Source organism: Actinoplanes sp. NBC_00393 (genome assembly GCF_036053395.1).
Taxonomy (GTDB): domain Bacteria; phylum Actinomycetota; class Actinomycetes; order Mycobacteriales; family Micromonosporaceae; genus Actinoplanes.
The window spans coordinates 9,879,744-9,905,000 of sequence record NZ_CP107942.1; the positions used below are offsets into that span (position 1 = coordinate 9,879,744).

The 25,257-nt window shown below is 66.0% G+C and carries 24 protein-coding genes and 2 tRNA genes; 17 read left to right on the forward strand and 9 right to left on the reverse strand.

Going from position 1 to position 25,257, the window contains the following annotated elements; translation table 11 throughout:
• Positions 1–324 precede the first annotated feature (324 nt).
• The 4 genes from OHA21_RS45865 to OHA21_RS45880 all read right to left on the reverse strand — a co-directional run bounded on the left by OHA21_RS45865 (position 325) and on the right by OHA21_RS45880 (position 3,306).
• Positions 325–1,593 (reverse strand): IS110 family transposase, encoded by a 1,269-nt coding sequence (locus OHA21_RS45865; RefSeq protein WP_328466293.1) that lies wholly within the window; start codon positions 1,591–1,593, stop codon positions 325–327.
• 227 nt (positions 1,594–1,820) lie between these two features.
• Positions 1,821–2,456: a GntR family transcriptional regulator gene (locus OHA21_RS45870; RefSeq protein WP_328466295.1), complete on the reverse strand. Its 636-nt coding sequence runs from the start codon at positions 2,454–2,456 to the stop codon at positions 1,821–1,823.
• A gap of 26 nt (positions 2,457–2,482) precedes the next feature.
• Positions 2,483–2,989 (reverse strand): SRPBCC domain-containing protein, encoded by a 507-nt coding sequence (locus OHA21_RS45875; protein WP_328466297.1) that lies wholly within the window; start codon positions 2,987–2,989, stop codon positions 2,483–2,485.
• Complete coding sequence (locus OHA21_RS45880; protein WP_328466299.1) at positions 2,986–3,306, reverse strand: ArsR/SmtB family transcription factor; 321 nt, start codon at positions 3,304–3,306, stop codon at positions 2,986–2,988. Before OHA21_RS45880 ends, OHA21_RS45875 begins: the two co-directional genes overlap by 4 nt.
• Positions 3,307–4,609: 1,303 nt before the next feature.
• Between OHA21_RS45880 and OHA21_RS45885 the strand changes: the two genes are divergently transcribed.
• Positions 4,610–5,545 carry a hypothetical protein gene (locus OHA21_RS45885; protein ID WP_328466301.1) on the forward strand — a complete coding sequence of 312 codons (936 nt, stop codon included), beginning with the start codon at positions 4,610–4,612 and terminating at the stop codon, positions 5,543–5,545.
• Between the two features lie 672 nt (positions 5,546–6,217).
• Positions 6,218–8,041: a hypothetical protein gene (locus OHA21_RS45890; RefSeq protein ID WP_328466303.1), complete on the forward strand. Its 1,824-nt coding sequence runs from the start codon at positions 6,218–6,220 to the stop codon at positions 8,039–8,041.
• Positions 8,042–8,356: 315 nt separating this feature from the next.
• Here OHA21_RS45890 and OHA21_RS45895 read toward each other — a convergent pair whose 3' ends face one another.
• The 3 genes from OHA21_RS45895 to OHA21_RS45905 all read right to left on the reverse strand — a co-directional run bounded on the left by OHA21_RS45895 (position 8,357) and on the right by OHA21_RS45905 (position 11,206).
• A complete protein-coding gene (locus OHA21_RS45895; protein WP_328466306.1) occupies positions 8,357–9,574 on the reverse strand; it encodes an ISAs1 family transposase in 1,218 nt (405 codons plus the stop codon).
• A 114-nt stretch (positions 9,575–9,688) separates the two neighbouring features.
• On the reverse strand, positions 9,689–9,946 hold the full coding sequence (locus tag OHA21_RS45900) for an NUDIX hydrolase (protein WP_328478950.1): 258 nt from the start codon (positions 9,944–9,946) through the stop codon (positions 9,689–9,691).
• A gap of 48 nt (positions 9,947–9,994) precedes the next feature.
• Positions 9,995–11,206 (reverse strand): helix-turn-helix domain-containing protein, encoded by a 1,212-nt coding sequence (locus tag OHA21_RS45905; RefSeq protein ID WP_328466308.1) that lies wholly within the window; start codon positions 11,204–11,206, stop codon positions 9,995–9,997.
• A 377-nt stretch (positions 11,207–11,583) separates the two neighbouring features.
• On the opposite strand from OHA21_RS45905, the gene OHA21_RS45910 reads away from it, so the two are divergent.
• The 9 genes from OHA21_RS45910 (at position 11,584) to OHA21_RS45950 (ending at position 18,810) form a co-directional block, all read left to right on the forward strand.
• A complete protein-coding gene (locus tag OHA21_RS45910) occupies positions 11,584–11,784 on the forward strand; it encodes a hypothetical protein (protein ID WP_328466310.1) in 201 nt (66 codons plus the stop codon).
• Between the two features lie 335 nt (positions 11,785–12,119).
• Positions 12,120–12,890: a GntR family transcriptional regulator gene (locus OHA21_RS45915; protein WP_328466312.1), complete on the forward strand. Its 771-nt coding sequence runs from the start codon at positions 12,120–12,122 to the stop codon at positions 12,888–12,890.
• A 121-nt stretch (positions 12,891–13,011) separates the two neighbouring features.
• The gene (locus tag OHA21_RS45920; protein WP_328466314.1) at positions 13,012–13,431 is read left to right on the forward strand and encodes a hypothetical protein; all 420 of its coding nucleotides are present in this window, start codon (positions 13,012–13,014) and stop codon (positions 13,429–13,431) included.
• A gap of 140 nt (positions 13,432–13,571) precedes the next feature.
• On the forward strand, positions 13,572–13,781 hold the full coding sequence (locus OHA21_RS45925; protein ID WP_328466316.1) for a hypothetical protein: 210 nt from the start codon (positions 13,572–13,574) through the stop codon (positions 13,779–13,781).
• Positions 13,781–15,187, forward strand: a complete 1,407-nt coding sequence (locus tag OHA21_RS45930) for an FtsK/SpoIIIE domain-containing protein (protein ID WP_328466318.1) — start codon at positions 13,781–13,783, stop codon at positions 15,185–15,187. Before OHA21_RS45925 ends, OHA21_RS45930 begins: the two co-directional genes overlap by 1 nt.
• A complete protein-coding gene (locus OHA21_RS45935) occupies positions 15,184–15,723 on the forward strand; it encodes a DUF2637 domain-containing protein (RefSeq protein ID WP_328466320.1) in 540 nt (179 codons plus the stop codon). Before OHA21_RS45930 ends, OHA21_RS45935 begins: the two co-directional genes overlap by 4 nt.
• Entirely contained in the window at positions 15,707–17,425 is a 1,719-nt protein-coding gene (locus OHA21_RS45940; RefSeq protein ID WP_328466322.1) for a replication initiator, read from the forward strand. Before OHA21_RS45935 ends, OHA21_RS45940 begins: the two co-directional genes overlap by 17 nt.
• A 24-nt stretch (positions 17,426–17,449) precedes the next feature.
• On the forward strand, positions 17,450–17,668 hold the full coding sequence (locus tag OHA21_RS45945) for a helix-turn-helix domain-containing protein (RefSeq protein WP_328466324.1): 219 nt from the start codon (positions 17,450–17,452) through the stop codon (positions 17,666–17,668).
• On the forward strand, positions 17,668–18,810 hold the full coding sequence (locus OHA21_RS45950) for a tyrosine-type recombinase/integrase (protein WP_328466326.1): 1,143 nt from the start codon (positions 17,668–17,670) through the stop codon (positions 18,808–18,810). The genes OHA21_RS45945 and OHA21_RS45950 overlap by 1 nt, the downstream gene beginning before the upstream one ends.
• A 92-nt stretch (positions 18,811–18,902) precedes the next feature.
• Here OHA21_RS45950 and OHA21_RS45955 read toward each other — a convergent pair.
• A tRNA-Gly gene (locus OHA21_RS45955) sits at positions 18,903–18,973 on the reverse strand.
• A 131-nt stretch (positions 18,974–19,104) separates the two neighbouring features.
• Between OHA21_RS45955 and OHA21_RS45960 the strand changes: the two genes are divergently transcribed.
• The 6 genes from OHA21_RS45960 to OHA21_RS45985 all read left to right on the forward strand — a co-directional run bounded on the left by OHA21_RS45960 (position 19,105) and on the right by OHA21_RS45985 (position 24,799).
• A tRNA-Pro gene (locus tag OHA21_RS45960) sits at positions 19,105–19,178 on the forward strand.
• A gap of 37 nt (positions 19,179–19,215) precedes the next feature.
• Entirely contained in the window at positions 19,216–20,562 is a 1,347-nt protein-coding gene (gene tig / locus OHA21_RS45965; RefSeq protein WP_328466328.1) for a trigger factor, read from the forward strand.
• Between the two features lie 206 nt (positions 20,563–20,768).
• A complete protein-coding gene (locus OHA21_RS45970; RefSeq protein ID WP_328466330.1) occupies positions 20,769–21,401 on the forward strand; it encodes a ClpP family protease in 633 nt (210 codons plus the stop codon).
• Between the two features lie 11 nt (positions 21,402–21,412).
• The gene (locus tag OHA21_RS45975; protein WP_328466332.1) at positions 21,413–22,069 is read left to right on the forward strand and encodes an ATP-dependent Clp protease proteolytic subunit; all 657 of its coding nucleotides are present in this window, start codon (positions 21,413–21,415) and stop codon (positions 22,067–22,069) included.
• A 218-nt stretch (positions 22,070–22,287) separates the two neighbouring features.
• A complete protein-coding gene (gene clpX / locus OHA21_RS45980; protein ID WP_328466334.1) occupies positions 22,288–23,580 on the forward strand; it encodes an ATP-dependent Clp protease ATP-binding subunit ClpX in 1,293 nt (430 codons plus the stop codon).
• Positions 23,581–24,004: 424 nt separating this feature from the next.
• Positions 24,005–24,799, forward strand: coding sequence for a carbon-nitrogen hydrolase family protein (locus OHA21_RS45985; RefSeq protein WP_328466336.1), 795 nt, complete (start codon positions 24,005–24,007; stop codon positions 24,797–24,799).
• Here OHA21_RS45985 and OHA21_RS45990 read toward each other — a convergent pair whose 3' ends face one another.
• Positions 24,800–25,033, reverse strand: a complete 234-nt coding sequence (locus tag OHA21_RS45990; protein WP_328466338.1) for a hypothetical protein — start codon at positions 25,031–25,033, stop codon at positions 24,800–24,802. It lies immediately after the preceding gene.
• Between the last annotated feature and the right edge of the window lie 224 nt (positions 25,034–25,257).

Consider the following 25,257-nt stretch of genomic DNA (forward strand, 5'->3'; position numbering starts at 1 on the left):
TCCTCGACCGGCGGATCAGCTGCTGACGGATCGGTCATCGACGATCTCGTGTGCGTCCCACATCGTCGATTGTCGACAGTTCTGTTTCGGCCGGGATCGCGTTGTGTAACGGACCGATTTCCCAGAGCTCATCTTCGGGCCCCGTGCTCAAGCCCGGCGGTCGCGCTGCGACCGTGACCGGCTGGATGGCCGCGCGGTAGAGCGGGGACTTTTCGTCACCCGTACCGGAAAGGGGTTTCTAACTCGAAAATCGATCGGGACCGTACGCGCGGCAGCATCCCGCGTCGCGAAGCGGCGTGGGATGGGTCTTGGTTGCAGCGGTGGCTAGGCGGCGAGGTCGAGGGTGACGTGGTAGCCGAGGGCTTCGAGCTGGCGGATGTGGTTGCGTTTGCGGCGTTCGGTGTCGGTGCGGCTGAGGTAGAAGCCAGCGCCGAGATCATGGAAGCGGGCCTCGGCGGCGGACAGCAGATGCCAGATGATCGTCAGGACTGAACGGCCGACCGCGACGATCGCGCGTTTGGCGCCGCGTCTTCGCGCGATGCGCCGGTACCGTTCGCCGAGGAACGTGTCGGTCCGGGCGGCGGAGACGGCGATCTGCCCGAGGACTCGGGCGAGGTAGCGGTTGCCGTGCCCGGTCGAGCCGTTGCCTTTACGGCGGCCGGCGGACTCTTTGACGCCGGGCGCGAATTTCGCCCAGCCGGCCAGGTGCGCCGGGGTCGGGAAGCGGGTCATGTCCACACCGATCTCGGCGATGATCGTGGCAGCGGCGGCCGAGCCGATCCCGGGGATCTCAAGCAGCCGGGCCGCCGCCGCGGCGAAAGGGGCCAGTTCCTCCTCGATCCGGGCGTCGACCTCGCGGATGTCGGTCTCAATCGCCTCGACGCGGGCGATCATCTTGCCCAGCAGGAACGCGTGATGATCGGTGAAGTGGCCGGTCAGCGATTCCTGCAACGCGGGGATCTTGCGCCGCAGGCTGGACCGGGCCAACTCGGCGAGAGAGTGCGGATCACGCTGCCCGCCGATCAGCGCGGCCATCATCAACCTTCCGGAAACCCCGAACAGGTCACTGACCACGACGGACAACTTGATCTGTGCGTCCTCGAGGAGCTTCTCCGCACGCTGGCGTTCCGCGCCGGCTTCAGCGATCAGGTCAACCCGGTAGCGAGTCAAGTCGCGCAGCATCCGGATCGGCGCGGGCGGCACGAAACTCGGCCGGATCATCTGCCGCTCGGCAACCTTGCACAACCAGACCGCGTCCAGCCTGTCGGTCTTGGGTCGGCCCGGCAGGTGCTTGACGTCGCGGGCGTTAACCAGCCACACCTCGAACCCATGCGCCTCGAGCAGGTAGAACACCGGCTTCCAATAGTCACTGGTCGCCTCCATCACCACCCGGGTCACACCCAACACGGCAAGACGTTCGGCCAAACCGATCAGCGACCGGGTCATCGTCGCGTAAGTCCGCACTTCCTGCAGCCGCCGGCCGTTCCTCGCCTCATCCGGCACCCGCGCGCAACACACCAGCGATGCCTTGCCGATGTCCAGCCCGGCGACATGCGTGATGATCTCGTCTTCGTCCTGAGCCTGCTCCAGCACCCGACACCCTCCCGACCAGCCCGAACCACATGGGGGAGATCGCCCGCGGCAGCCACAGGATGGGTGAATCTAACTCGCGTGCTCGCAGCAACAGTGAAGGGCCCATAACGCGGCTGCCCGCGTCCGACTAACCCACGACCTCATACGAATCAAGAAGCGACGACGTCAGCGGGCGACCAGCACCGATTTTCAGCCCGGAACGGGCCGCCCGCCAGAGGCGGCAGGGACTAACCCAGATAGGTGCGCGCGCCGTGCCTGCTCAGCGCGCCCAGGATCCGGGCGGTGTCGCCGGCCTCGACGGCGGTGAAAAGCCGCTCGTGCCGCAGCACGCCGTCGGCAGCCCGGGCGGCTTCGGCCTCGCGCCGCATGTTGACCGCCATGTAGAGCTGGATGCGCACCAGGATCGACTCGTAGAGCGCGGTGAGCTGGCGATTCCCGCTGAGCGCGACCACCTCGACGTGGAACCGGCGGTGCGCGTTGGCCAGCTCGGGCCGGTCGTCGGCCTCGGTGGCCTTGCGGATGGTCTCCAGGGCGGACCGCAACCGGCCCAGATCCGGGCCCGGGGGAGTGCTGGTCACCGCATGCCGTTCCAGAACGTCGCGCACCTCGTAGAGCTCACGGACGTCGTCGTCGGAGAGAGTGGCCACCCGGGCGCCCCGGCGCGGAATGTGCTCCACCAGGCCCTGCTCGGCCAGCAGGCGCATCGCCTCCCGCAAAGGCGCGCGGCTGATCCCGAGCCGGCGGGTCAACTGCTCCTCGACCAGGCGCTCACCCGGATCGCTGCGCCCGCTCAGGATGTCGCGCCGCAGACGCTCGACGGCGAGCTGCACGAGACTGTACGTCTCCAGCTCGCCGTCGCTCACGCGGCCAGTGTGCCAGCCGAGGTCCCTCAGTTGTCGGCCAGGACCTTGCCGGTCTCCAGCAGCGACTTCAGGTCGCTGAGCACCCACGCCCAGCCGCCGCCACCCTCGGCGGCCGCCTCCGGGCTGCCCTGGATCATCGCGGCGTGCGCCGGCGCGCCGGCCACCTCGTGGGTGATGGTGACCCGGCAGACCCCCGGGCCGGCGTCCTCGATCTCGGTGGTCAGCGTGGTGAACGGCTCGGAAGCGGTGCTCGGGTCCATCAGCATCCGCCAGGTCTGCACCAGCCGCCGCGGCGCGTCCACCTCGAGGATCTCGCCCTCGACGATGGTGTCCGGGACCTCGAACCCGTTGGCGGCGGCGTAGTCCTTCATCTCCTGGGTGGCGGTGGAGTAGAACCGGCCACCTTTCTTGAGCTCATAGAACTGCGGAGCCGCGTACCCGTAGCGCGCATTCCACTCCGGATCGGTGATCGCGGTCCAGATCTTCTCCGGCGCCGCCTTGATCCAGATTCGGTAGACCTGTGTGGTGCTCATGACTCTTCCTCCAGCGTTCGCTTGAGATCGATGAGTGCGGTCACGTGATGCTCGGTGTACTTGTCGATCCACCGGTCGTGGATCTGCCGGATCGGGATCGGATTGAGGAAGTGCAACTTCTCCCGCCCCGACCGGCGCACGACGACGAGCCCCGCCTCCTCGAGCAACTTGAGGTGCTTGGCGACCCCGAACCGGGTCATCTCCAGCTCGGACTCCAGCTCGGTGAGCGTGCGGCCGTCACGCGCGAAGAGCAGGTCGAGCAGGAACCGGCGGCTCGGGTCGGCCAGAGCCTTGAACACCCGATCGTCGTCCGTCATGACGCTAAGTTAGGTGACCATTTGGTCACATGTCAAGCCCCGCCAACCCGGAAAAGCAAAACGGCCCAGGTCATCTGACCTGGGCCGTTGCAGTGGAGCGGGCGACGAGAATCGAACTCGCGTAATCAGTTTGGAAGATCGCTCCCCGCTGTCATGATCCGCCCGGATTGCCTGCTCGGCGCCCGTGCGCGACTGCCCGGTGGTGCCCATTGGAGACCGCCTGCGGCACGCCGTAATGGCACGCTGCTGGCACGGTCGTACTCACCTTGACCACCCTGCCGGCACCCCGCCTGGGGTGACCACCAGAGTCGAGGGCAAGCCGCGAAGCGGCGCGGCAGCTTGGTGGCCTAGGAGTTGACGCTTACCGACAGCCTGCGATAGATCATCCAAACGGCGCGGCGGCGTGCAACCTACCGTCTGGAAGAGTCGCCGGTCGGAGTCTGTTGTAGACAACAAACCGCTGTCATAGTTCGCCGGTGGAACCCACCGTAGGTGCAGCAGCGCTCAAAGCAGGGCTTGCTGCAATACAGCAACTACCGAAGCTGGCCGCCCAGTCAGGTCGTGTGTCTGCGGAGCGTCGCCTGACGGCGTACGAGCGCTTCACTGCGGCGGTTTGGTCGGTCGTGGAGAGTGACGCCTCAGCCCGCGCTATCCAGCCAATCGCCGGGAAGACCCTCGGTGGCTTCTGGTATCACCCGATGTTCGTCCGGGTAACAGAGCGAGCGCTGGCCTCGCATGGTGAGTTGTTGGGTGCCTATGGTGCTCTAAGGGTTCTGGCCCCGGACGCGATCGTAAATGCCGCTAGCGAGGTCGCTGACTGCCTTGGGGACCTAGCAGCGGTCGCTGTCGGAGATCATGAGCAGCATGCAAAGCAGCAGAATGCCGTCGGCTTGACGATGCTGCCTTTCGAACTGCTGAGTCGCATCGATCTAGGAATCGAACGGCATCCGAGCGCCTCGAGGATGGGTTGGACCCCTGCGTCATGGCTTGGGTGGGCCAAATGGTGGTGGCGCGCTCGGAGGGGAGACTGGCCAACCTTGCCGGTGTCCGTGAGAAGGCCCTGAACGTGCGTTGTTTGCCACGCTGCTAGGCCAGAGCCGATGAACCGGAGCCAGGCCGGTGCACCGGCCGATGCCGGCCGTAGGCCGCCAGCAGGCCGAGTGCGACCGGCCTGCGCTGCGCGTGCGCGGCGCCTTGATCCAGAAGAGACCGTTTCGGCAACGAATCGTCTTTTCGGGTGGCGCGAATTGGCGAAAAAACGGTCTAGCGTCTCTATAAAGGATCCTGTACTTTGAGTCACACCATGACTACGGATGCGCTGGCCGCCCGTCCCGCAGTGGACCCCGGCAATGATTTCGAGCAGCGATTCTTTGGGCTGCTAAGACGCCGATACTCTGTTCAAGAGCTGGTTTTCATTCCAGCCGACATGGGTGGCGATTGTGGGATTGAAGGGTATTCGCGCGACGGTATCGCATATCAGTGCTACGCAGATCGCGACTCTCTGACTCTAAGGCATAGAACTGATAAGCAAATAGCGAAACTCAACAGAGATACGCTTAAGATTCAAAAATACCAAACGCGGTTGGCTGAAGTGCTCGGGAGAACCAGAATCAAAGCCTACATTCTGGGAGTCCCGGAATACCATGCTGCCGAACTCATTACGCATGCAAATAAGCGTGCTGACGTAGTTAAGGGTTGGGGTATCCCGTTCATTGACCCGAGTTTCACAATTGGGATCAAGACGCCAGTTGACTATCCGGCCGAACTAAGCGCTGCCCTGGCGGACAGAGCCGCTGAAGCGTTGCTGCCAGCGACGTCTGTCGACGATGCACAGGTGGATAGATTTCATGGCGACGAGCCGCAACTCGTCCATGTTCTAGACGAGAAGCTATCAGTAATGCGGGAAAGTCTTCGCAATCCGGCTTCTCTGCGACGAATGTTCGTCCGTGATTTCTTGCGTAAAGAGCAACTCATGCTCTCGCTTAAGTCGTGGCCACACACATGGGAGGCGGTTGAGCGGAGGCGGGTGGCGCGTCAGGAAGAGATTGAATTTGATAATGAGCTAAGCTCTGATCCAGCCAAGCTTAGAATCAAGGATTTGATTCAACAGTATCGATCAGAACTATTGGATGCTGCTGGTGGTCTTCGTTACGACGATGCCAACCTCATAGCAAGAGGGCAAGTAGGAGGTTGGCTCATGGATTGCCCACTTGAGCTCAGAGGTACGGATGGAATCTGAGTCAGATGATCTGGAAGCCCTTCTCGATATGGGCTTCACTTTTAGATCTCGGCCGGTGCCGGCTGCCGCAGCAACCCGTCCCCAACTACGGGTTCCGTTGTTGCTGCTGATTCTCTTGAAATGCAGGGCGGCTAAATTGCATTGGAAGGGGGTTCAGGTTTTGAGCTGGGCTGTCCAGAGTGACTCACACATGGATACGTTCGCGACAGCCATGAGGGGTGGTCACGTGCCTCACATGCCGATCGTTAGGATTGAGCCCATGCTTGATCGTGCGATCGATCTTGCAGTCGGTTTAGGTTACGTAACTTTCGACAGTGGTCGATCCGTAGGCCTAACTGCTTTGGGGAGGGAGCGAGGCCATGAAATATCGCGCGTACCCGTGTTTGAAGCGGAAAAACGTCGGCTCAGCATCTTAACTGGGAAAATAGCACAGTCCCAGATTGACCTTCTTCTTGAGTGGCGCAGCGAATGACTCTAAGGCTTGAGTACCTTCGATTAAGAGCAATGACTCCGCGAGGTCTTTTCGGTACGGACATCCCGCTCGGCGAGGGCTTGGTCGTAATTCGCGCAGAAAATTCTAGAGGGAAATCGACGGCTGTTCGCAGTATTTTGCTTGCTCTTGGGCTGGAACGAATGATTACGGCCAAAGCTAGCAGCTTGGTTACTGCGGCGATGCGGGACACCCTGATCTACGATCCAGTAACGAAATCGGAAACGCCTGTTCAGCAATCCTGGGTTTCGTTAGAGATATCTAATGGCAACGGGGATGTGGTTACGCTTACCAGGTGGGTGAAGCATCCCACTATTGCTGATGGCGTCATCAGGGTTGAGCATGGCCCGGCACTGAGTACATCTTCCTCGTTCCCCTCGGAGGATTATTTCGTGGGCCGGGCTGGGTCTGTTACCAGCTCCAAGGGCTTCCATAATTGGCTTGCGCGCTTCATCGGATGGGACCTTCCGGAGTTATCGGCACGTGATGGAAGGACTGCTCCGCTTTATATGGAGCAAGTATTTCCGCTTTTATTTGTCGAACAGAAAAGAGGCTGGGCGGGTATCCAATCCCAGATGCCTTATTTCTCTGCGGTAACGGACGTGCGGAAGCGTGCTATCGAATTCCTGTTAGCGTTAGAAGTCGGTGGACTCGACCTGAGAAGACAGGAGTTGCAAGCAACGCTGCGCGGCCTAGAGAGTCAATGGTCAATTGAGCGGCAGCGCTTCGTTGACCGAGCTTCGGGAAGCGGCGTCACTCTCGCAGGTGTTCCGAAGCAGATCAAGCCAGGATGGATGCCAGAAGATAGAGCCGAGCTTCTCGCGGCTGATGGTGATGGCTGGATCGCTCTATCAGAAAAGCTGCGCCGATTGAAGCTTGATCTTCATGAGGCTGAAGCGAAAGCAGTTCGTGCGGTCGGGCAAATTTCACCTCGTATTGAACAACACCTTCAAGAGGCTCTTGAGCGATCAACCAGAATGCAGGAAGACGGCGCTATCATCCGCGACGGAATCCTTCGTGACCAGGAGGAATTGGTCGCTGTTGAAGGGCGTCTTTCTGCGCTGTCTGATGATCTGCGGCAGTATCAGGACGTCGCAACTCTCGAGCGTCTCGGATCCCATACTACGAATGATCTTCAGAGCGACTGCCCCGTGTGTCACAGGGCGCTCCCCGAATCTCTTCTAGGAGAGCAGTCCGCTCACCTAATGTCTATTCAGGATTCCATTAATTACATCAAGCAGCAGGTGGAGCTCTTCACCGCGATGGAGCGCGACAGCCGGCGTGCGCTCGAAGCGAAGCGTGAGCAACTCGCTGGGCTTAGGGCAGAAGCCGCCGAAAATCGTGCGTTGGTGCGTCGTTTGCGTTCTGACCTAGTCTCTCCAAATAACGCGCCCTCTGAAGAGGAGGTCGCCGAGCGAGTGTTGCTGCGGCAACGTGTCGAAAGAACAGCGAGCTTACTCGAAGAGTTTGAGGTATTGCAGGCGTCACTTGTCCGTCTGGCTGGCGCTGCCGATGCGCTCAGGCGCGAATTGTCGTTGTTACCTCGGGACCGTTTGACTGAGACAGATCAGGCGAAGCTAGAAGCGCTTCGCCGCTCGTTTGTAAAGCAGCTTCAGGAGTACGACTTCGGATCGTTCTCTGACGACCGTTTGCGACTTTCGGTCGATGATTATTTGCCAAGGCGCGATGACTTCGATCTACAGGCCGACATCTCTGCGTCAGACTCTATTCGAGTTATCTGGGCCTACTTGATTGGCCTGCTGGAAGTTAGTAGTAGCTTCGAGACAAATCACCCGGGGCTCCTGGTATTCGATGAACCGCGGCAACAGAGCGCAAAGGATGTTTCGTTTGCCGCGCTACTTCGTCGAGCGTCGCGGCATGCGCGGGGCGGCCAAGTCCTGCTGGCTACGTCCGAAAAGAGTGAGCCTCTCGCGGAGATGCTGGCGGGACTACCCGTGAGACTGCATCACGTCGCGGGCTACCTTCTGCAGCCTGTTAGTGGCTAGGTGCTTTCATGATTCGAGTGTCAGGGTGAATTGGCCACGACTGCATCCTTTGCTAGCCGGATACTTCAATTCCATGTTCGGCGTAGATTGGAAAGCCATGGTTTTTCGCTCTAATTGCCGTTTTTAGGCGTCGGACTAGCCGTTCGGGCATGTATTCCTTGATGGACTCTCCATGAACCATTTTCCATTCGACCAGCTCTCCGTCTCCGAACTTTATGTTTGCGCGCTGTTGTGACGTAAGGAGCCCTGCGTCGAAGACGAACAACATTTTGTCGCCCTCTCCCTGGGCCGGGGCCCAGTCGACGACTAGCAGGGTCATTGCGTTGTCGGGTAGCAGCTGGTCACGGCGGTGATCAGGTCGTGTGAGCGCCGATTGGCATAGCGGGTAGCGCGGGCGATGTTGGCAGCACCGGTGGCTCGGTGCCAGCCGATCGCGGTGTTACGCAGCGTCGCGATGACGGCGGGTCCGTTCCCGGTGCGGGCTTGGTGCTGGTCCTCACGGAACGTGGTGTCGCGGACGTGATGGAGCCGGTTCTCGATATGCCAATGACGGCGGATCCAGGTCTGCAGATCGCGGGCGGTGGCGTGGCCGGCGGGCAGCGAGATGGTCAGGTAGGCGGTCTCGCGGCTGGTCCGGCCTGCGACGACACGGGTGCGGGTGATCCGGATGGCTTGTGCGGCATGCGGAAACGCGATGCCGCCGGGCAGGTGGACGGTGACGGCTTTGACGGTGCGGGTCTCGCGGCGGCCGTGGCCGCGGTCGCGAGTGCGGTCCCCGACCGGGATCTGCGCCCAAGGAAGGCGCTTGAGCTGCTTGAACAAGGTCGGCTGGTTCGCCTTCACCTGGACCAGCAGGTGAGCGCCGCGCCGGGCGACCTCGTCGGCGTGACCGGTCTGGGTGTGCAGGGCGTCGGCGATGAACAGTGCCCCGGTCAGGCTGCCCAGGACCTGCTCGACGGCGTCGAGCAGCGGCGCGAACGCCGGAATCTCGTTGCTCTTGGCATCGACGGTGACCTGGGCCAGCACGATTCCGGTGCCGGTGTCCAGGGCGGACAGCAGGTGGATCTGACGGCCGTCGTCATGCCGGGCGCCGCGCAGGGTCTTGCCGTCGACCGCGATCACCCGCCGGTATCTGCGCGTGACGGCGGCAGGATCCGGCGGGCAGGCTCGGGTGCGCAGCCAGCCGGCGAGAACACCGGCCAGCAGCTGCGCGTCCAGCCGGATCAGCAACCGCCATACGGTCGTGCCGGCCGGGACGGCATCGGTGAACCCGAGCCGGACCCGGCCGTGTCCGTCGAGGTCTTGCAACCAATCGCTGATCGCGGCGAACGACGACGCGCCGGCCATGACGGCGCAGACCGCTACGGCCAGAACCGCGGTCAGCGGGTACCGGATCCCCCGCGGATCCCGTGGATCGGGAACCTTCGCCAGGACAGCCAGCAGACCGCCCCGCTCACTTTCAGTGATCGGGGCGGGTAGGGCATCGGCGGAAGGTGTCGTGACAGTCAGTGCAGCAATGAGAGATGATGCCATTGGCGGGTGAGGTCCTCGGGGCGTTATGGGGCGTAGAGAACTTCATGATCACTGACGTGATCTCACCCGTCCTCTTCGCCTCCACAGAGGCCACTCAACCCGCGAACCCCGAGGTCAGAGCCGTGCCATCAGACTATGCAACGGCCCTGCTCCCTGGGCCGGGGCCCAGTCGACGACTAGGAGTCCGCCGATGTCGGGCGTTATGCCCAACTCCTCGCGGACCTCGCGGATGCATGCTGCCCGGGGTGACTCACCAGGTTCGACATAGCCGCCGGGTATATCCCACCCAGCTTTATAGGCAGGCTTGACCAATAGAACATTGCCTGCCTCGTCGAAGAAGAGGGCTCCGGCGGCGACGCGCGGAGTGGCCATTGGGGGCGTCTCGGATGTCGTCACATCGAGCAGAGTAGAGCGAGTGGATCAGTCGAGCACGCGGAGACGGCGTGCCAGACCGACCAGCTCTGATGACGGCTTGCCGCGCTGGTGCCTGACCCAGGTGAGCACGAGCTGTCGGCCCAGGTAGTGATGACGAACCTGCTCGGGCGCCATTTGCTCGGCATCGAGTAGAACCGACAACGCCTCGTCCTGGCGGTTCCACGAGCTGTAGGCGCGGGAGACCTCCAACGCATGTCGCACTCGGCGTTCCATCGGCAGCGCAGTGGTGTTGACGCGCGGCCCCAGGTCAATCGCGACCTGGACGTTCCCGAGTTCGCCGGCTGTGGCGACACGGTGAATGGCAACGTTGGTCGGCCCGAAGGCGGTCCACAGGTGGTTGTCGTCCTTGCCCAACCGCGCCGCTGCCCCGTCGGCGGCAGCGAGGAAGGTGCGGGCGGTGCCGGCGTCGTTGGCCCTCGCGGCGGCGATCGATCCGCCGAGCAGCAAAGTTCCGTAGACAGACAGCAGCTTCGGCCCGGCACCAGTCAGGTGCTCATCCAGGTAGTCGGCGGCATCGGTCGTCAACCGTACCGCGTCCTGGTAGCGCCCGGTCGACAGCAGCGCATGGCTGACCGAGCGGAACAGTGACCCGGTGATCGTCGGATCGCCTACGGGGCGAACGGCAGACAGGCCGCGATCGGCCGCGATCCAGGCGAGATCGGTCTCGCCGAGCTTGGTGAGCTGGGTAGCGGCCAGCTGGTAGGTGAGGCCGAGCAAGCCGCGGGCCTCGTCCTGGTCCTGGCCGTCAAGCTCATCGGCGGCTGCCTGCGCTCGGCCGAGTAGTCCAGGAAGCCGGCCGGTGACGAACGCGAACCGGGACGCCTGATAGGCGTCCCAAAGCTTCGCCGTCTCCTGGCGGAGCTCGCCCAGATCCGGTGGGGATGCCTCCTGGCTGCGGCTCCCCAGAGTGGTGATTGCTCGGTACTCCATGAGCGCGGTGCGCAGGGCCGGCACGGTCTCCATGCCGCTGTCCGCGCTCCACTCGACCAGCGACGGCTCCGCCAGCAGATCGCCGAGCGAGATGTCCAGCCTGTCGGCAAGGGCCTTGATGACGGACAGCCGGTCGAGTTCGATCCGGTTGTTCTCGATCTTTCCGAGCCAGTCCGCGGTGCGACCGACGAGCCCGGCCAGCACTTCCTGTGACAGCCCGCGCCGTCGTCGATACCAGGCGACCCGCTCGCCGATCGTCAGCTTCATGGTCATTCCGCGCATTCGCTGACCCTCCCCGTATGGGGCTCGGCGACCCCGGAATGATTTTCCGGGTTGCGGGGCGGTTTTGGCCACAGCCTGTCTACATGACCGATTCCACCGCTTCCGCGCCAGCTCCCGCTTGCCGCTCGTGCGCCGGCAACGGTTGGAAGTACACGACTCACCGGACCGCGCTGCGGACGGTGGCTCAGTCGTGCCGGGACTCTCGGCTGACGGCCCGCCGCTCGTGCATGGACTGCCGTGGAACCGGCGAGTTGGTGGCGACGGCCTCATGAGCGGGCACCGGGGCAGGTGCTGGCGCTTGCGCCCGCTGGCCCTGGTGCCTCCCACCTTGGAGGCGTGCCGTGATGCCGCGCCCTGGTGACGTGCTGATCGTCGACGGCCAGGCATCGGTGCAGTTCGCCGGTGGGCGCCGGCTGTTGTTTCGCGTGATCTCGGTGAGCAGCGGGTCCACCTACAGCGGCTGGGCCTGGATCAGTGGCTACGTCCTGGACGGCGAAGGCGCCGCGCTTCACCGTCGGGAAATCTTCGTCCGCCGTGATGGCCTGCGTCCGTTCCGGCCATGACCCGGCGGCCCGTGAGCGAGGAGACCTAGGTGAGCGTCTTTCTGTCCGCTGCTGTCCGGGAACAACTGGACTTTGCGCAGACCCAACTCGACCGCCACACGGCTCCGAGCGCCGAAGGGCGTTGCGCTGCCTGTGGCGAGGAGGATCCGTGCTCCCCGCGGCGTGTGGCGCTTCGCGTTTTCGGCCGTTACGGGCATCTGCCTCGTCGGTGGCCCGGCGCTTCGCGGCCCGAGGAGGTCGGCACCCCGCGGGCATGGTCCGGCTGGCTCAACGGAGTCACGAGGGTCGACGACCTGACAGGCTGACCACCTTGTTCAGTCGTCCTTACAGGCCTTATGGTCCTGTCAAAACAAGTTGAGAAACCTGGTGGGTGGATCCCAATGGCGTACGAGATTCCGACGCCGAAGTATCTGCGTGTCCTGAACACGCTCCGCGGCCGCATCGAGGACGGGACCTATGCTCCCGGCGCCGGCCTGCCGTCCGAGAGCCAACTGTGCTCCGAGTTCGACGTTTCTCGCCCGACGGTGCTGAAAGCGCTGGGCATCTTGAAACAGGACGGGTGGATCGAGTCCCAGCAGGGCAAGGGCAGCTTCGTGCGTGGACGGCCCCCATCGGGACGCAGCTCCCCGCAGTACGCGAGGGATGCAATCGACCTGGACGAGACGACCGAGACCGAGATCCTGCACGTCGGCCCCGTACTGGCGTTGCCCTGGGTATCCGCCGCTCTCGGCATTCCGGAGGGCACTCCGGTCTACGAGCGGCGCCGGCGCACAGTGACGCCATCCGGTCCGATCGACCTGATCTCGACCTTCGTGCCAGTGGACATCGCGGTCGGCACCGACGTAATTCGGCCAGAGCCGATCTCGGGCAGCATCCTCGGCCACATCAAGACCAAGAAAGGCCTGCGTGCCGACTACGCGACTGAGCGGCTGACCGCTCGCCCGGTCGCCCAGGTCGAGGCCGACGCCCTGGACGTGCCGGCCGATGAGGCGGTTCTCAGCGTGGTCATCACGGCGCATCAGTCGTCCGGCGCACCGATCATGACCTCGCTGATCGTGATGCCGGGCAGCCGGCATGAGATCGAGGACTCCTACCCGCTGTCCTAATTGGTCATTGCGTCATCTGAAGATCAGGCATCGATCGTTGCTTGTGCTTACATGCTGACCTAACTTGTAAGCACAACCGGATGTCATGTCGACGTCCGGCCGATCAGGAGGTCAGGTCCGGATGGTTCCGCTGACGTTGAAGGTCCCTGTTCCGTTCGACTACGTGTTCCCTGCTGGTGTGCTCTGCCTCGGGGTGGAGGCCGCGGTCGACTTCGACCGTCGCCACGACCCGGACAACCAGGTCCGGGACAAGGAGACCGGCGAGCGGGTCTGGGTGGTCCGGGTGATGGACCTCGACCCGGCCGCCGGCAAGTTCGGCCGCAGCACCGAGGTCAAGGTGAAGATCGTCGCGCCGCAGATTCCCGTGCCGCCGGCCTCGGCTGTGCCGGGATACCCGCCGGCCATCGAGTTCGACGGGCTGACGCTCACGCCGTACGTGGACTCACAGCGCTGTAAGGGCGCCGGGGCCTGCAAGGCACGGATGGCCTACTCGCTGCGCGCGACCGCCATTCTTCCCGCCGTCGTCGGCGCTTCCGCCTGACGGCTTCTCGCTGGTTGCGCGGGCGGGCCGTTTCCCCGCCAAGAGTCCCGGCCCGTCCCGCGCGGCGACCCCTCAACGTCTCGACAGACGAAGGAGGGCCTTGTGCCCACCGTAGTTCAGGCCGCCCGGCGGTGGCCGTCATGACCGACCTGCACAGCGTCTCCGCTGACCTGTCCGCCCTGCTCCAAGACATGCCCAACATCGCGACCCCGGCCGGTGAGCGCGCCGCCTGGTTCGACCGCAAGGCCGAACTGCTCGAACGTGTCTCCGGCACAGTTCCCGAAGCGGCTGAACTCGCGATTGCTGCTCGCGAGCGGGCTGCTTGCCTGCGCGGGGGAGGCCGAGCCTGATGCCTCTGGTCAACATAATCCCGGGCGAGAAGATCCCTACCGCCCCGCTGAACACGCGCCTACCGGTGTGGCGGATCCCGTGGTGGCTCGTGGCCTTCGTGTGGCTCGCCCGAGCGACGTATCGCCTGGTCGTTCTTGCCGTTCGGTACTGGTGGATCAGCGGCCCGGTGGCCGCTTCCTGGTGGATCGCCGAGTCCTGGGGATGGCCGGCCCTCGCCGGCATCGCCGTCGGACTGACTGCCGGGTCCGTCATCTGGTGGCGGCTGCACCCGGCGTCATGGCTGCGGTTCGGCTGGTACCCGGTGGTCGCGCGGTGCCGACGACTGTGGATCTACCGGCGGGGCTGGACCCCGGCGATGACCGCCTGCGGCCTGGTCGGCGTGCACGGCGGGGAACGGTGGGTGCCGAGCCTGCTCGGCGTCCGATCGGACCGGTGGGGCGACCGAGTGACCGTGCGGCTGCTGCCCGGCCACCACCCGGACGACTGGGCAGCGGCAGCGCCTCGGCTCGCGTACTCGTTCCATCTGCGGGAAGCCAGGGCCTACACCGCCGACCGTCCGGACCGCATGGTCCTGCACTTCGTCCGCAGGGACCCGCTCGTCGGCACTGTGGGACCGCTGCCGGTCCCGGCACGGCCGGACCTGTCCGGCTTGGAGCTTGGGGTACGGGAGGACGGCACCCCCTACCGGCTAAGGCTGGCCGGCTCCCATGTGCTGATCGCTGGGGCGACGAACTCCGGCAAGGGCTCGGTGATCTGGTCGCTGCTGCGCTCACTGGCCGCCGGCATCAACTCAGGGCTGGTCGAGGTCTGGGCCTTCGACCCGAAGGGCGGCATGGAACTGGCGGCGGGCGCGCCGATGTTCGCCCGGTTCGCGTATGAGGACCCGGACAGCATGGCCGGCGTCCTGGAGGAGGCCGTCAAGCGGATGCGTCGGCGGGCCGCCCGGCTGCGCGGGGTGACTCGTCAGCACGTCCCGACGGTCGACGAGCCGCTGATCGTCGTGGTCGTCGACGAGCTGGCGGCCCTGACCGCCTACCTGACCGACCGGAAGGTCCGCGACCGGATCCGGGAGTCGCTGGGCCTGCTGCTGTCACAGGGCCGCGCGGCCGGCGTTCACGTGGTCGCGGCGTTGCAGGATCCGCGCAAGGACGTGCTGCCGTTCCGGGACCTGTTCCCGACCCGGATCGCGCTGCGGATGACCGAGCCCGAGCAGTGCGACATGGTGCTCGGCGACGGTGCGCGGGATCGGGGCGCGGCGTGCGACCTCATCCCGGAGACCTCGCCCGGTGTCGGCTATGTCGTCCTCGACGGCGTACGGGAACCGGTGCGGGTCCGCTTCTCCTACCTCGATGACACCGATGTCGCCGAGCTGGCGGCCGACTACCCGCGCGGGGGTGAGCAATGAAGGCCTCCGCCGAGCGCATCGAGGGCCTGTTGCTCGTCGCCATCCTGCTCACGGTCGGCGGGTTCGCGGGCGCCGCGTCGTTCACCCACGTCAAGGACTGGACGATGGCCAACTCCCCGGCGGGCACGGGGGAGTGGTTCGGCTGGGCCAACGCCGTGATCTCCGAGCTGATCCCGATGGCGGCGCTGCTGACGATCCGGCAACGTCGCCGGGCCGGCGGCTCGGTCGGCTACCCGATGTTCCTGCTCGTCTGCGCGGCGGGACTGTCCCTGGCGGCTCAGCTCGCCGTCGCGAAACCCGGCCCGTCCGGCTGGCTTCTGTCCGCCGTCCCGGCCCTGGCCTTCCTCGGCCTGTCCAAGCTCGTGCTGGCCGGTGCGCCGACGGTGCAGCCCACCGCCGTGGTCATCCCGACGCCTTCAGCGGCCGAGCGTGACCGCGCCGGCGAGCCGATCCAACCTGGGCCGGCGAAAAGGGCAGGCCTGGTGCCGGTCCCGGCGGCCGCGTTTCCCATTCGACCCCGTGAGGCTGCCCGGTGACCCTGTCCGAAACAGCACCCCGGCCCGGCTCGCGGGCTGCCAGGATGCGGCAGCCTCTCGCCAGGAAGCGCTGCGCGGGCTGGCCGAGCGGCACGGCGTCTGCGTACGCCCGCTGGCTCTGCGCCGCACCGACACCGTGACCGGCCTGACCGAGGTCGTGGAGGTGCCCTGCGGCGCCCGCCTCGCCGCCAAGTGCAAGCCCTGCGCTGAGCGCAACCGGCGGCTCCGGATCCAGCAGATCCGCGAGGGCTGGCACCTCGCGGACGAACCGGCGGTCCGCCCCGACCGGCCCGGAGAATCCGACCTCGACCTGGTGAAGACTCGCGCTCACCTGGAGTTCGACCGGGCCGCGGTGCACTACGAGCCGATGACCCCGGATGCGCGCGCCGAGCGGCTGGCCGAGCTGGACAACCGCATCGCTGAGGTCGACGAGGAGCTGGCCGAGACGGACCTACGTGGTCGGCTGACCCCGAAGGAGCGCGACGACCGCCCCCGTCGTGCCCGATCGACCAAGCGCCGGCACGACTCCCCGGACCTTCCCCGACTGCCCGTCGACCCGCGGACGGTGGGCCGCGCCTTCGCCGGCAAGGCCGGCCGCACCTATCGGCCGTCGATGCTGGTCACGTTGACCCTCGACTCGCACGGACAGGTGCACTCCCACCTGCGGCGGGGCGCTTACGTCGTGCCGTGCGCCTGCGGGGAACGGCACCACCCGCACGACCCGAAACTCGGCACCCCGGTCGACCCGGCCGCCTACGACTACCGGCGGGCCGCGCTCGACGCGATCCACTTCGCCCGGGTGCTCGACCGCTGGTGGCAGAACCTGCGCCGGGCGGCTGGCTGGAACGTCCAGTACGCGGGCGCCGTCGAGCTTCAGCGCCGTCTCGCCCCGCACGCGCACTTCGCCGTGCGGGGCACCCTGCCCCGACGCCTGGTGAACCAGGTGGCCGCCGCTACCTACCACCAGGTGTGGTGGCCGTCCTTCGACGAGATGGTTCACACGGTCGACCGGCCGCCGGTCTGGAACGCCGAACTGGCCGGCTACGTCGACCCGGCGACCGGCGAGCCGTTGCCGACGTGGGGCGAGGCCCTGGACGCGTTGGAGGAACCGGACGCGCGCCCGGCGTACGTCGCCCGGTTGGGCCGTGTCGACGCCCGGGGCATCGCCCAGGGCACGAAGGACGCCGAGCGGTCGATCCGCTATGTCACGAAGTACGTCACCAAGGACCTGACCGAGCACGCACCCGCCAACTCGGGCGTCCAGAAGGCGCACGCCGACCGGCTGCACGCCGAGCTGGCCGTCCTGCCCTGCTCGCCGACATGCGCCAACTGGCTGTTCTACGGCGTCCAGCCGGACCGATCCAAGCCGGGCCTGGCCCCGGGCCGCTGCACCGGCAAGGTCCACCAACGGGCGACGCTCGGCTTCACCGGCCGCCGCGTCCTGGTGTCTCGGCAGTGGTCCGGCAAGACCCTCGCCGACCACCGGGCGGACAACCGGGCGTGGATTCGCGCGGCACTGGGCGACCCCGAGCAGGAGGAAACCCCGGAGAAGGACCGGTACCGCTTCGAGCTGGCCCGGCCGGAAGACCCGGACGTTCTGCCCCTGGAACACCGGCTATTGCGGGCCGTCTCGGAGCGAATCCGCTGGCGAGCCCAGGTCAGAAGTCTTTCGGCAACTGTCCCGATCCAGCAAGCAGCGTGACCCCCGGACATGAGGAGGAACCGAATGGGTGACGAGCTGTTGACCGCAGATGAGGTCGCTGCTCGCCTTCGTGCCACACCGAGGTTCGTGCGCCGTCTCGTCTCCGAGCGGCGCATCGAGTTCGTCAAGGTCGGCCGCCTGGTCCGCTTCGAGCCGGCCGCCGTCGTGCACTACATCGATTCGCACCGCGTCGCCCCGACCGATCGGGCGGCGATCCGCGCCTACGTACGGGGAGCGCACTGATGGCCAACCAGAAAGGGCATCGCCGTTTCGGCAATATCCGCAAGCTGCCCTCGGGCCGCTTCCAGGCCCGGTACCAGGGACCGGACGGCATCACGCGAACGGCGAAGAACACCTTTGAGACCGAGCGGCTGGCGGCCCAGTGGCTAACCCTGGTCGAGTCCGAGATCATCCGCGGCGAGTGGCAGGCACCGGAAGCCGGCGACGTGCACCTCTCGGGGTACGGCAAGGAGTGGATCGCGCATCGCAAGCTTCAGCCGCGCACCCGGGAGAACTACGAGGACCTGTTCCGGCTACACATCGAGCCCATCCTCGGTCAGCTGGCGCTCGGCGCGATCAAGCCGCAGACGATCCGCTCCTGGCGCGGCAAGCTGCTCGCCGGCGGGACTACCGAGCCGCAAGCGGTCAAGGCGTATTCGCTGCTCCGGGCGATCCTCAACACCGCCGTCCGGGAAGACGAGATCTTGAAGCAGAACCCGTGCCGGATCCCCGGATACGACCGGTACCACACCCCGGAGCGGCCGATCGCCACCGTCGCCCAGGTGCTCGCGCTCGCCGAGCGGATGCCGCCCCGGTACGTGTCCCTGATCACCGTCGCTGCGTTCTCCGGCCTCCGCTGGGGCGAGCTGGCCGCGCTCCGGCGTTGCGATGTCGACCTGGCGGCCGGCACCGTACGCGTACCCCGGAAGTTGGCCGCGCTCAAGAGCGGCTTGGAGTTCGGCCCGCCGAAGTCGGCGGCCGGCATCCGCGTCGTTGCTCTTCCGGCAGTTGCCCGCAAGTCGCTCGGCGAGCACCTGGGCCGGTTCACCGGCAAGGGCGAGGAGGCGTTGGTCTTCACCGGGGATAAGGACATGCCTCTACGAACCGGCAACTTCCGGCGGGCGGTGAAGTGGTCGAAGGCGTTGGCGGACGCGGGGATGCCAGCGGGCTTCCACTTCCACGATCTCCGGCACACCGGGAACAACCTCGCGGCGGCGAGCGGCGCCAGCACCCGGGAGCTGATGCACCGGATGGGTCACGCGAGCATGCGGGCGGCCCTGATCTACCAGCACGCGACCAGCGACCGGGACCGCGAGATCGCCGAGAGCATGGATCGGCGGATCACCAAGGGCGCGAAGGCCGGCAAGGGCAAGAAGCGGCGCTAATGGCACGCCAATGGCACACAAGATCCACTACCGGGTGAAACACAACGGCCCTGGTCGGAGGAGTTTCCCTCTGACCAGGGCCGATGTAACTGAGCGGGCGACGAGAATCGAACTCGCGTAATCAGTTTGGAAGACTGAGGCTCTACCATTGAGCTACGCCCGCATGATCCCCGAGAACGTCCGGGGTTCGTGCACAGCTTACTGAATCATCTACCGTCCGCGCGAACCGGATTCCCCAGCAGGTGACTCCAGCGCACACACGCGCAGGCGGACCGCATACACTGGCCGACGCCACGGGGTGTGGCGCAGCTTGGTAGCGCACTCGCTTTGGGAGCGAGGGGCCGTGGGTTCAAATCCCGCCACCCCGACTGTCACCAACTATCCGCAGCAACAAGGAGTACGCCTGTGAAGAGCACCGTCGAGACTCTGAGCCCGACTCGGGTGAAGCTCGCCATCGAGGTGCCGTTCGACGAGCTCAAGCCGAGCCTGCAGAAGGCGTACCGGGAGATCGGCGCGCAGGTGCAGGTGCCGGGCTTCCGCAAGGGCAAAGTCCCAGCCGCGGTGATCGACCAGCGGGTCGGCCGGGGTGCGGTGCTCAACGAGGCGGTTCAGGAAGCCATCCCGCAGCAGATCCTCGCCGCGGTCCAGGAGCACGACGTCAAGACGCTCGGGCGCCCCGAGGTCGAGATCACCGAGTTCGCCGACAACGCGCCGCTGAAGTTCACGGCCGAGGTCGACGTCCGCCCGGAGATCACCGTCCCGGACCTCTCCGGCATCACCGTGACGGTCCCGGCCGTCGAGATCGGTGACAACGAGATCGACGAGCAGATCAACGGCCTGCGTGAGCGTTTCGCCACCCTGAAGACCGTCGAGCGCGCGGCTGCGGAGGGCGACTACGTGCAGCTCGACCTCAACGCCACGGTCGACGGCGAGGAGGTGCCGGGCGGCTCGGCCACCAACATCTCCCACGAGGTCGGCAGCAAGCAGCTGCTCCCCGGCCTGGACGAGGTGCTCGTCGGCCTCTCCGCCGGCGAGGAGGCCACCTTCACCACCCAGCTCGTCGGTGGCGACTACGCCGGCCGCGACGCCGAGGTGAAGGTCGTCGTGCGGACCGTCAAGGACAAGCAGCTCCCGGAGATCGACGACGACTTCGCCCAGCTGGCGAGCGAGTTCGACACTCTCGAGGAGCTCAAGGGCGACCTGCGCGAGCGGCTCTCCCGGGCGAAGAAGGTCGAGCAGATCTACGCCGCCCGTGACGAGGCGCTGAAGCAGCTCGTCGAGGCCGCCGAGATCCCGGCTCCGGAGGGCGTCGTCAAGGAGGAGGTCGAGGGTCGCAAGCAGGCGATGACCGACCAGCTCGAGCGGATCGGCGCCACCCTGGCCGACTACCTCGCCTCCGAGGAGAAGACCGAGGAGCAGATCGACCAGGAGCTGACCGAGGCGGCCCAGGAGGGCGTCCGGATCCAGCTGCTGCTCGACACCGTCGCCGACGCCGAGGACGTCCAGGTCACCGACGACGAGTTCGGGCACGAGATCGTGCACCGGGCGCAGCGCGCCCAGATGCAGCCCCAGCAGTACTACGACCAGCTGGTCCGCTCGGGCGCCGCGGCCGCCGTCTTCGGCGACGTGCGCCGGGGCAAGGCCCTCGCGTCGGTGATGGAGCAGGTCACGATGAAGGACAGCGACGGCAACACCCTGTCGCTCGACGACCTGCGCAACGGCGACGACGAGCACGCCGGGCACAACCACTGATCTTGGCAGCATCCCGGCCACCGCGCATCGCTCACGCTTGCGCGGTGGCCGCTGTCATTTCCGGGGGTACGGGTACGCGGGTGCGCTGTCAGCGAACAGTCGCCCGAGCGGGAAGCTGATGCGCATCCGACCAGTTAGGTTGGTCGTACGACGGACAACCTGCCGGCCGGAACGTCGGCCGACACAGTCAGCTGTGAAGGGCTGCCATGACCGATCTCCACATCCCCGCGGGCCCCTCGCTGCGCAGGGCCGAATCACTCAGTGGCAACCTCGACGACTCGGTCTACAACCGCCTGCTGCGTGAGCGGATCATCTTCCTCGGCAGCGAGGTGAGCGACGCGGTCGCCAACCGCATCTGCGCGCAGCTGCTGCTGCTCTCCGCCGAGGACCCGGAGGCGGACATCCACCTCTGGATCAACTCGCCCGGTGGCTCGGTCTACTCGGGCATGGCGATCTACGACACGATGCAGTTCATCGACAATGACGTCTCCACCGTCGGGATGGGCATGGCCGCGTCGATGGGGCAGTTCCTGCTCTGCGCCGGCACCCCGGGCAAGCGGTACGCACTGCCGCACGCGCGGATCATGATGCACCAGCCGTCCGGCGGCATGGGCGGCACCGCCGCGGACATCGCCATCCAGGCGGAGCAGATGCTGTACACCAAGCGCATGTTCCAGGAGCGGATCGCGTACCACACGGGACAGACTCCGGAGCAGATCGCGGCCGACTTCGACCGGGACCGCTGGTTCACGGCCACCGAGGCCAAGGACTATGGCTTCATCGACAAGGTGATCACCGGGGCGCAGCAGGTCCCGGACGGTGCCGGAACGCTGAACTGAGGAGCTGAACCATGACCGACCTGACCATGCCTCCCGGGTTCGCTCCGGTGCACAACCGCTACGTGCTGCCCTCGTTCTCCGAGCGCACCTCGTGGGGTGTCAAGGAGTCGAACCCGTACAACAAGATGTTCGAGGACCGGATCATCTTCCTCGGCGTGCAGGTGGACGACGCGTCGGCCAACGACGTGATGGCCCAGCTGCTGACGCTGGAGAGCACCGACCCGGACCGCGACATCCTGATGTACATCAACTCGCCCGGCGGCTCGTTCACCGCGATGACGGCCATCTACGACACCATGCAGTACGTGCGGCCCGACATCAGCACGGTCTGCCTGGGCCAGGCGGCCAGCGCGGCCGCGGTGCTGCTCGCCGGCGGCACGCCCGGCAAGCGGATGGCCCTCCCGCACTCCCGGATCATCATCCACCAGCCGGCCACCGAGGGTGGGTACGGCCAGGGTTCGGACATCGAGATCCAGGCGCGCGAGATCATGCGGATGCGGACCCAGCTCGAGGAGATGATTTCGCATCACTCCACGCAGCCGATCGAGAAGGTCCGCAAGGACATCGACCGCGACAAGATCATGACGGCCGACGAGGCCAAGGAGTACGGGCTGGTCGACGTCGTCCTGGCCACCCGTAAGAAGAGCCTGCAGACCGTCGGCGTCTGAAGCTGAATGTGCGGTGTCAGGGGTCGGCCGGGCGACAGCTAAACTGGCCGACCCCTGACACGCCCGTTTTGGGGGGTCGGAGAACAGCCCCTTTGCGGGTAACGTCGAGTCCGCAGCCTCAGTTACGCGTGTCGGCGGACGATGAGATGGCAACGAGGCAATCCGTCCTCGCACAAGGTCCGGTTCACAGCCGGCCAATGAACGCAGGGAGAACGTAGGTGGCACGGATCGGCGACGGTGGCGACCTACTCAAGTGCTCCTTCTGCGGGAAGTCGCAGAAGCAGGTCAAGAAGCTCATCGCGGGCCCTGGGGTCTACATCTGCGACGAGTGCATCGATCTCTGTAACGAGATCATCGAGGAGGAGCTGGCCGAGACCGGCGAGGTGAAGTGGGAAGAGCTTCCCAAGCCGATGGAGATCTGCCAGTTCCTGGACAACTACGTGGTCGGCCAGGAGCAGGCGAAGAAGGCGCTCTCCGTCGCGGTCTACAACCACTACAAGCGGATCCAGGCCGAGTCGAACGGTGCCCCCGGCGGGGGTAGCGACGTCGAGGTCGCCAAGTCCAACATCATGCTCATCGGCCCCACCGGTTGCGGTAAGACGCACCTGGCGCAGACCCTGGCCCGGATGCTCAACGTGCCGTTCGCCATCGCGGACGCCACAGCGCTCACCGAGGCCGGTTACGTCGGCGAGGACGTCGAGAACATCCTGCTCAAGCTCATCCAGGCGGCGGACTACGACGTCAAGCGCGCCGAGCAGGGCATCATCTACATCGACGAGGTCGACAAGATCGCCCGTAAGAGCGAGAACCCGTCGATCACCCGGGATGTCTCCGGCGAGGGCGTGCAGCAGGCCCTGCTGAAAATCCTCGAGGGTACGGTGGCGAACGTTCCGCCGCAGGGCGGCCGCAAGCACCCGCACCAGGAGTTCATCCAGATCGACACGACCAACGTGCTGTTCATCGTCGGCGGCGCCTTCGCGGGGCTGGACCGGATCATCGAGCAGCGGGTCGGGCAGAGCGGCGTCGGCTTCGGCGCCCGGCTGCGGTCGATCTCCGAGCGGAACACCGACGACATCTTCAGCAAGGTGATGCCCGAGGACATGCTGAAGTTCGGCCTGATCCCCGAGTTCATCGGCCGTCTGCCGGTGATCACCACGGTCCGCAACCTCGACCGTGAGGCGCTCATCAAGATCCTCACCGAGCCCCGCAACGCCTACGTCAAGCAGTACCAGCGTCTCTTCGAGCTGGACGGCGTGGAGCTGGAGTTCGACGAGGGCGCTCTGGAGGCGATCGCCGACCAGGCCATGCTTCGCGGCACCGGCGCTCGTGGCCTCCGCGCGATCATGGAAGAGGTCCTGCAGAACGTGATGTTCGAGGTCCCCAGCAACCCCGACGCGGCCCGGGTCGTGATCACTCGAGAGGTCGTCGTGGAGAACGTGATCCCCACGATCGTCCCGCGCGAGTTCGTCGGCCGGCGCCGTCGTCCCGACCGCGAGGAAAAGTCCGCCTAACGCCTGGCGGGCCCTCCCAGCCGTCTCCACCACCGTCGTCCCCGCCTCGGGCCCGGCGGTGGTGGCGTTTCCAGGTCCACCCACTCTCCAGCCGCGCTTTCCCGTGCCGCCCGCCCTTCCGCCAGCTTTCCGGGCCGCCCGGCCTTTCCGCCAGCCTTCCGGGTCGCGCGCCCTTCGTGGTCTGCGTGCCCTTTCTTGGGCCACGCGCCCTTCCCGTTCCGTCCGCCCTCCCGGTGGGCGTTTCCAGAGCCGCCCGCCCCTTACCGGCGGCCTCCACCGCCGGCCTGTTCGGGCAGCTGTCGGGCAGGGCCGGCGTGTTTGTGGGTGACCAAGCGCATCAGCCCGGCGGGTGACTAAGGCCTGGCGCCGTGCTCAGCTATTCCGGACTGCGTGGGGACTCTTCGTAGGTCGTACCCTCGGATTTATGCGCGTCGCCGTCTGCCAGCTGAACTCACGGGAAGACCGTGCCCACAATCTTGCTGTTGCCCGGGGGTTGCTCGAGCGAGCCGCCGCAAGCGGTGCCGAGCTTGCGGTCCTGCCGGAGTATGTCGATTTCCTCGGCCGGTCGGCCGACGCGCCCAAGCCGGAGCCGGTCGACGGGGAGTTCGCCGCGTTCTTCGCGGCCGCGGCCCGCGAGCTCGGCATCTGGGTGCATGCCGGCTCGTTCCACGAGATCGGCCCGGACGAGAGCCGGACCTTCAACACCACGCTTCTCTTTCGCCCGGACGGCACGCTTGCGGCGAGCTACCGCAAGATTCATCTGTACGACGTGGAGATCGCGGGTCGCGTGTCCTACCAGGAGTCACGTTCGGTGGCGCCGGGGGAGGAGGCGGTCGTGACGGCGGTGAACGATGTGCCCACCGGCCTCAGCATCTGCTACGACCTGCGCTTCCCCGAGCTGTACCGCCGGCTCGCCGTGGCCGGGGCGAAGATCCTCGTGGTGCCGGCCGCCTTCATGCTGCACACCGGCCGTGACCACTGGGAGGTGCTGCTGCGTGCCCGCGCGATCGAGAACCAGTGCTACGTGCTGGCAGCGGGGCAGATCGGCGATCACGAGCCGGGGCGTACCTGCTTCGGGCGGAGCATGATCATCGACCCGTGGGGGACGGTGCTCGCCCAGGCGCCCGACACGGTGGGCGTAGTGACCGCTGACCTGGACCTGGACCGGCTGGAGACGCTTCGCGAGGAGCTGCCCAGCCTGGCGAACCGGCGTCTCTGATCAAGGTGTAGTCGGCGTCACAAAGCTCTGCACGAGGTAGCTGACGACGGCCAGACCGACCACGGCGCCGCCCACCAACAGAAGCGCCCCTCCCATCCGGGAGGGGCCTCTCAGGAACAGTCGATGGACCGAGACAGCCACTGTGACCAGCACAAGCAGGCCGATCACGAGTTGCCAGAGCGGCACGATGAGGCTGAGGAACGCGTCGACCGCCAGCGTCTCGGATGCGTCCATGACGCCACTCTGTCACGCTTTCCTGCCCCCGTGGGCCGCCGCGCCGCCCTGGCGGGCACGGGCGTCGATTTGCGGTCACCCGGCCGAGTCCCGTAACTTCTTCTCTGCCCGCGGGAAACCGGTACGGAGCGCCACGAAAGTGACAATCCGGAAGGTGCCACGAGGGCCGCTGAAGGCGAGCTATGCTTGCGTTGAGCGCCGGGCGGTGCGGACGGATCCAACAG

Coding starts and splice junctions, on each gene's coding strand:
- OHA21_RS45875 (WP_328466297.1), bottom strand. CDS start 2,989: ATGAGCACCACACAGGTCTACCGAATCTGGATCAAGGCGGCGCCGGAG.
- OHA21_RS45880 (WP_328466299.1), bottom strand. CDS start 3,306: ATGACGGACGACGATCGGGTGTTCAAGGCTCTGGCCGACCCGAGCCGC.
- OHA21_RS45885 (WP_328466301.1), top strand. CDS start 4,610: ATGACTACGGATGCGCTGGCCGCCCGTCCCGCAGTGGACCCCGGCAAT.
- OHA21_RS45890 (WP_328466303.1), top strand. CDS start 6,218: ATGCGGGACACCCTGATCTACGATCCAGTAACGAAATCGGAAACGCCT.
- OHA21_RS45895 (WP_328466306.1), bottom strand. CDS start 9,574: ATGGCATCATCTCTCATTGCTGCACTGACTGTCACGACACCTTCCGCC.
- OHA21_RS45900 (WP_328478950.1), bottom strand. CDS start 9,946: ATGGCCACTCCGCGCGTCGCCGCCGGAGCCCTCTTCTTCGACGAGGCA.
- OHA21_RS45905 (WP_328466308.1), bottom strand. CDS start 11,206: ATGAAGCTGACGATCGGCGAGCGGGTCGCCTGGTATCGACGACGGCGC.
- OHA21_RS45915 (WP_328466312.1), top strand. CDS start 12,120: ATGGTCCTGTCAAAACAAGTTGAGAAACCTGGTGGGTGGATCCCAATG.
- OHA21_RS45920 (WP_328466314.1), top strand. CDS start 13,012: ATGGTTCCGCTGACGTTGAAGGTCCCTGTTCCGTTCGACTACGTGTTC.
- OHA21_RS45925 (WP_328466316.1), top strand. CDS start 13,572: ATGACCGACCTGCACAGCGTCTCCGCTGACCTGTCCGCCCTGCTCCAA.
- OHA21_RS45930 (WP_328466318.1), top strand. CDS start 13,781: ATGCCTCTGGTCAACATAATCCCGGGCGAGAAGATCCCTACCGCCCCG.
- OHA21_RS45935 (WP_328466320.1), top strand. CDS start 15,184: ATGAAGGCCTCCGCCGAGCGCATCGAGGGCCTGTTGCTCGTCGCCATC.
- OHA21_RS45945 (WP_328466324.1), top strand. CDS start 17,450: ATGGGTGACGAGCTGTTGACCGCAGATGAGGTCGCTGCTCGCCTTCGT.
- OHA21_RS45950 (WP_328466326.1), top strand. CDS start 17,668: ATGGCCAACCAGAAAGGGCATCGCCGTTTCGGCAATATCCGCAAGCTG.
- OHA21_RS45970 (WP_328466330.1), top strand. CDS start 20,769: ATGACCGATCTCCACATCCCCGCGGGCCCCTCGCTGCGCAGGGCCGAA.
- OHA21_RS45975 (WP_328466332.1), top strand. CDS start 21,413: ATGACCGACCTGACCATGCCTCCCGGGTTCGCTCCGGTGCACAACCGC.
- OHA21_RS45985 (WP_328466336.1), top strand. CDS start 24,005: ATGCGCGTCGCCGTCTGCCAGCTGAACTCACGGGAAGACCGTGCCCAC.
- OHA21_RS45990 (WP_328466338.1), bottom strand. CDS start 25,033: ATGGACGCATCCGAGACGCTGGCGGTCGACGCGTTCCTCAGCCTCATC.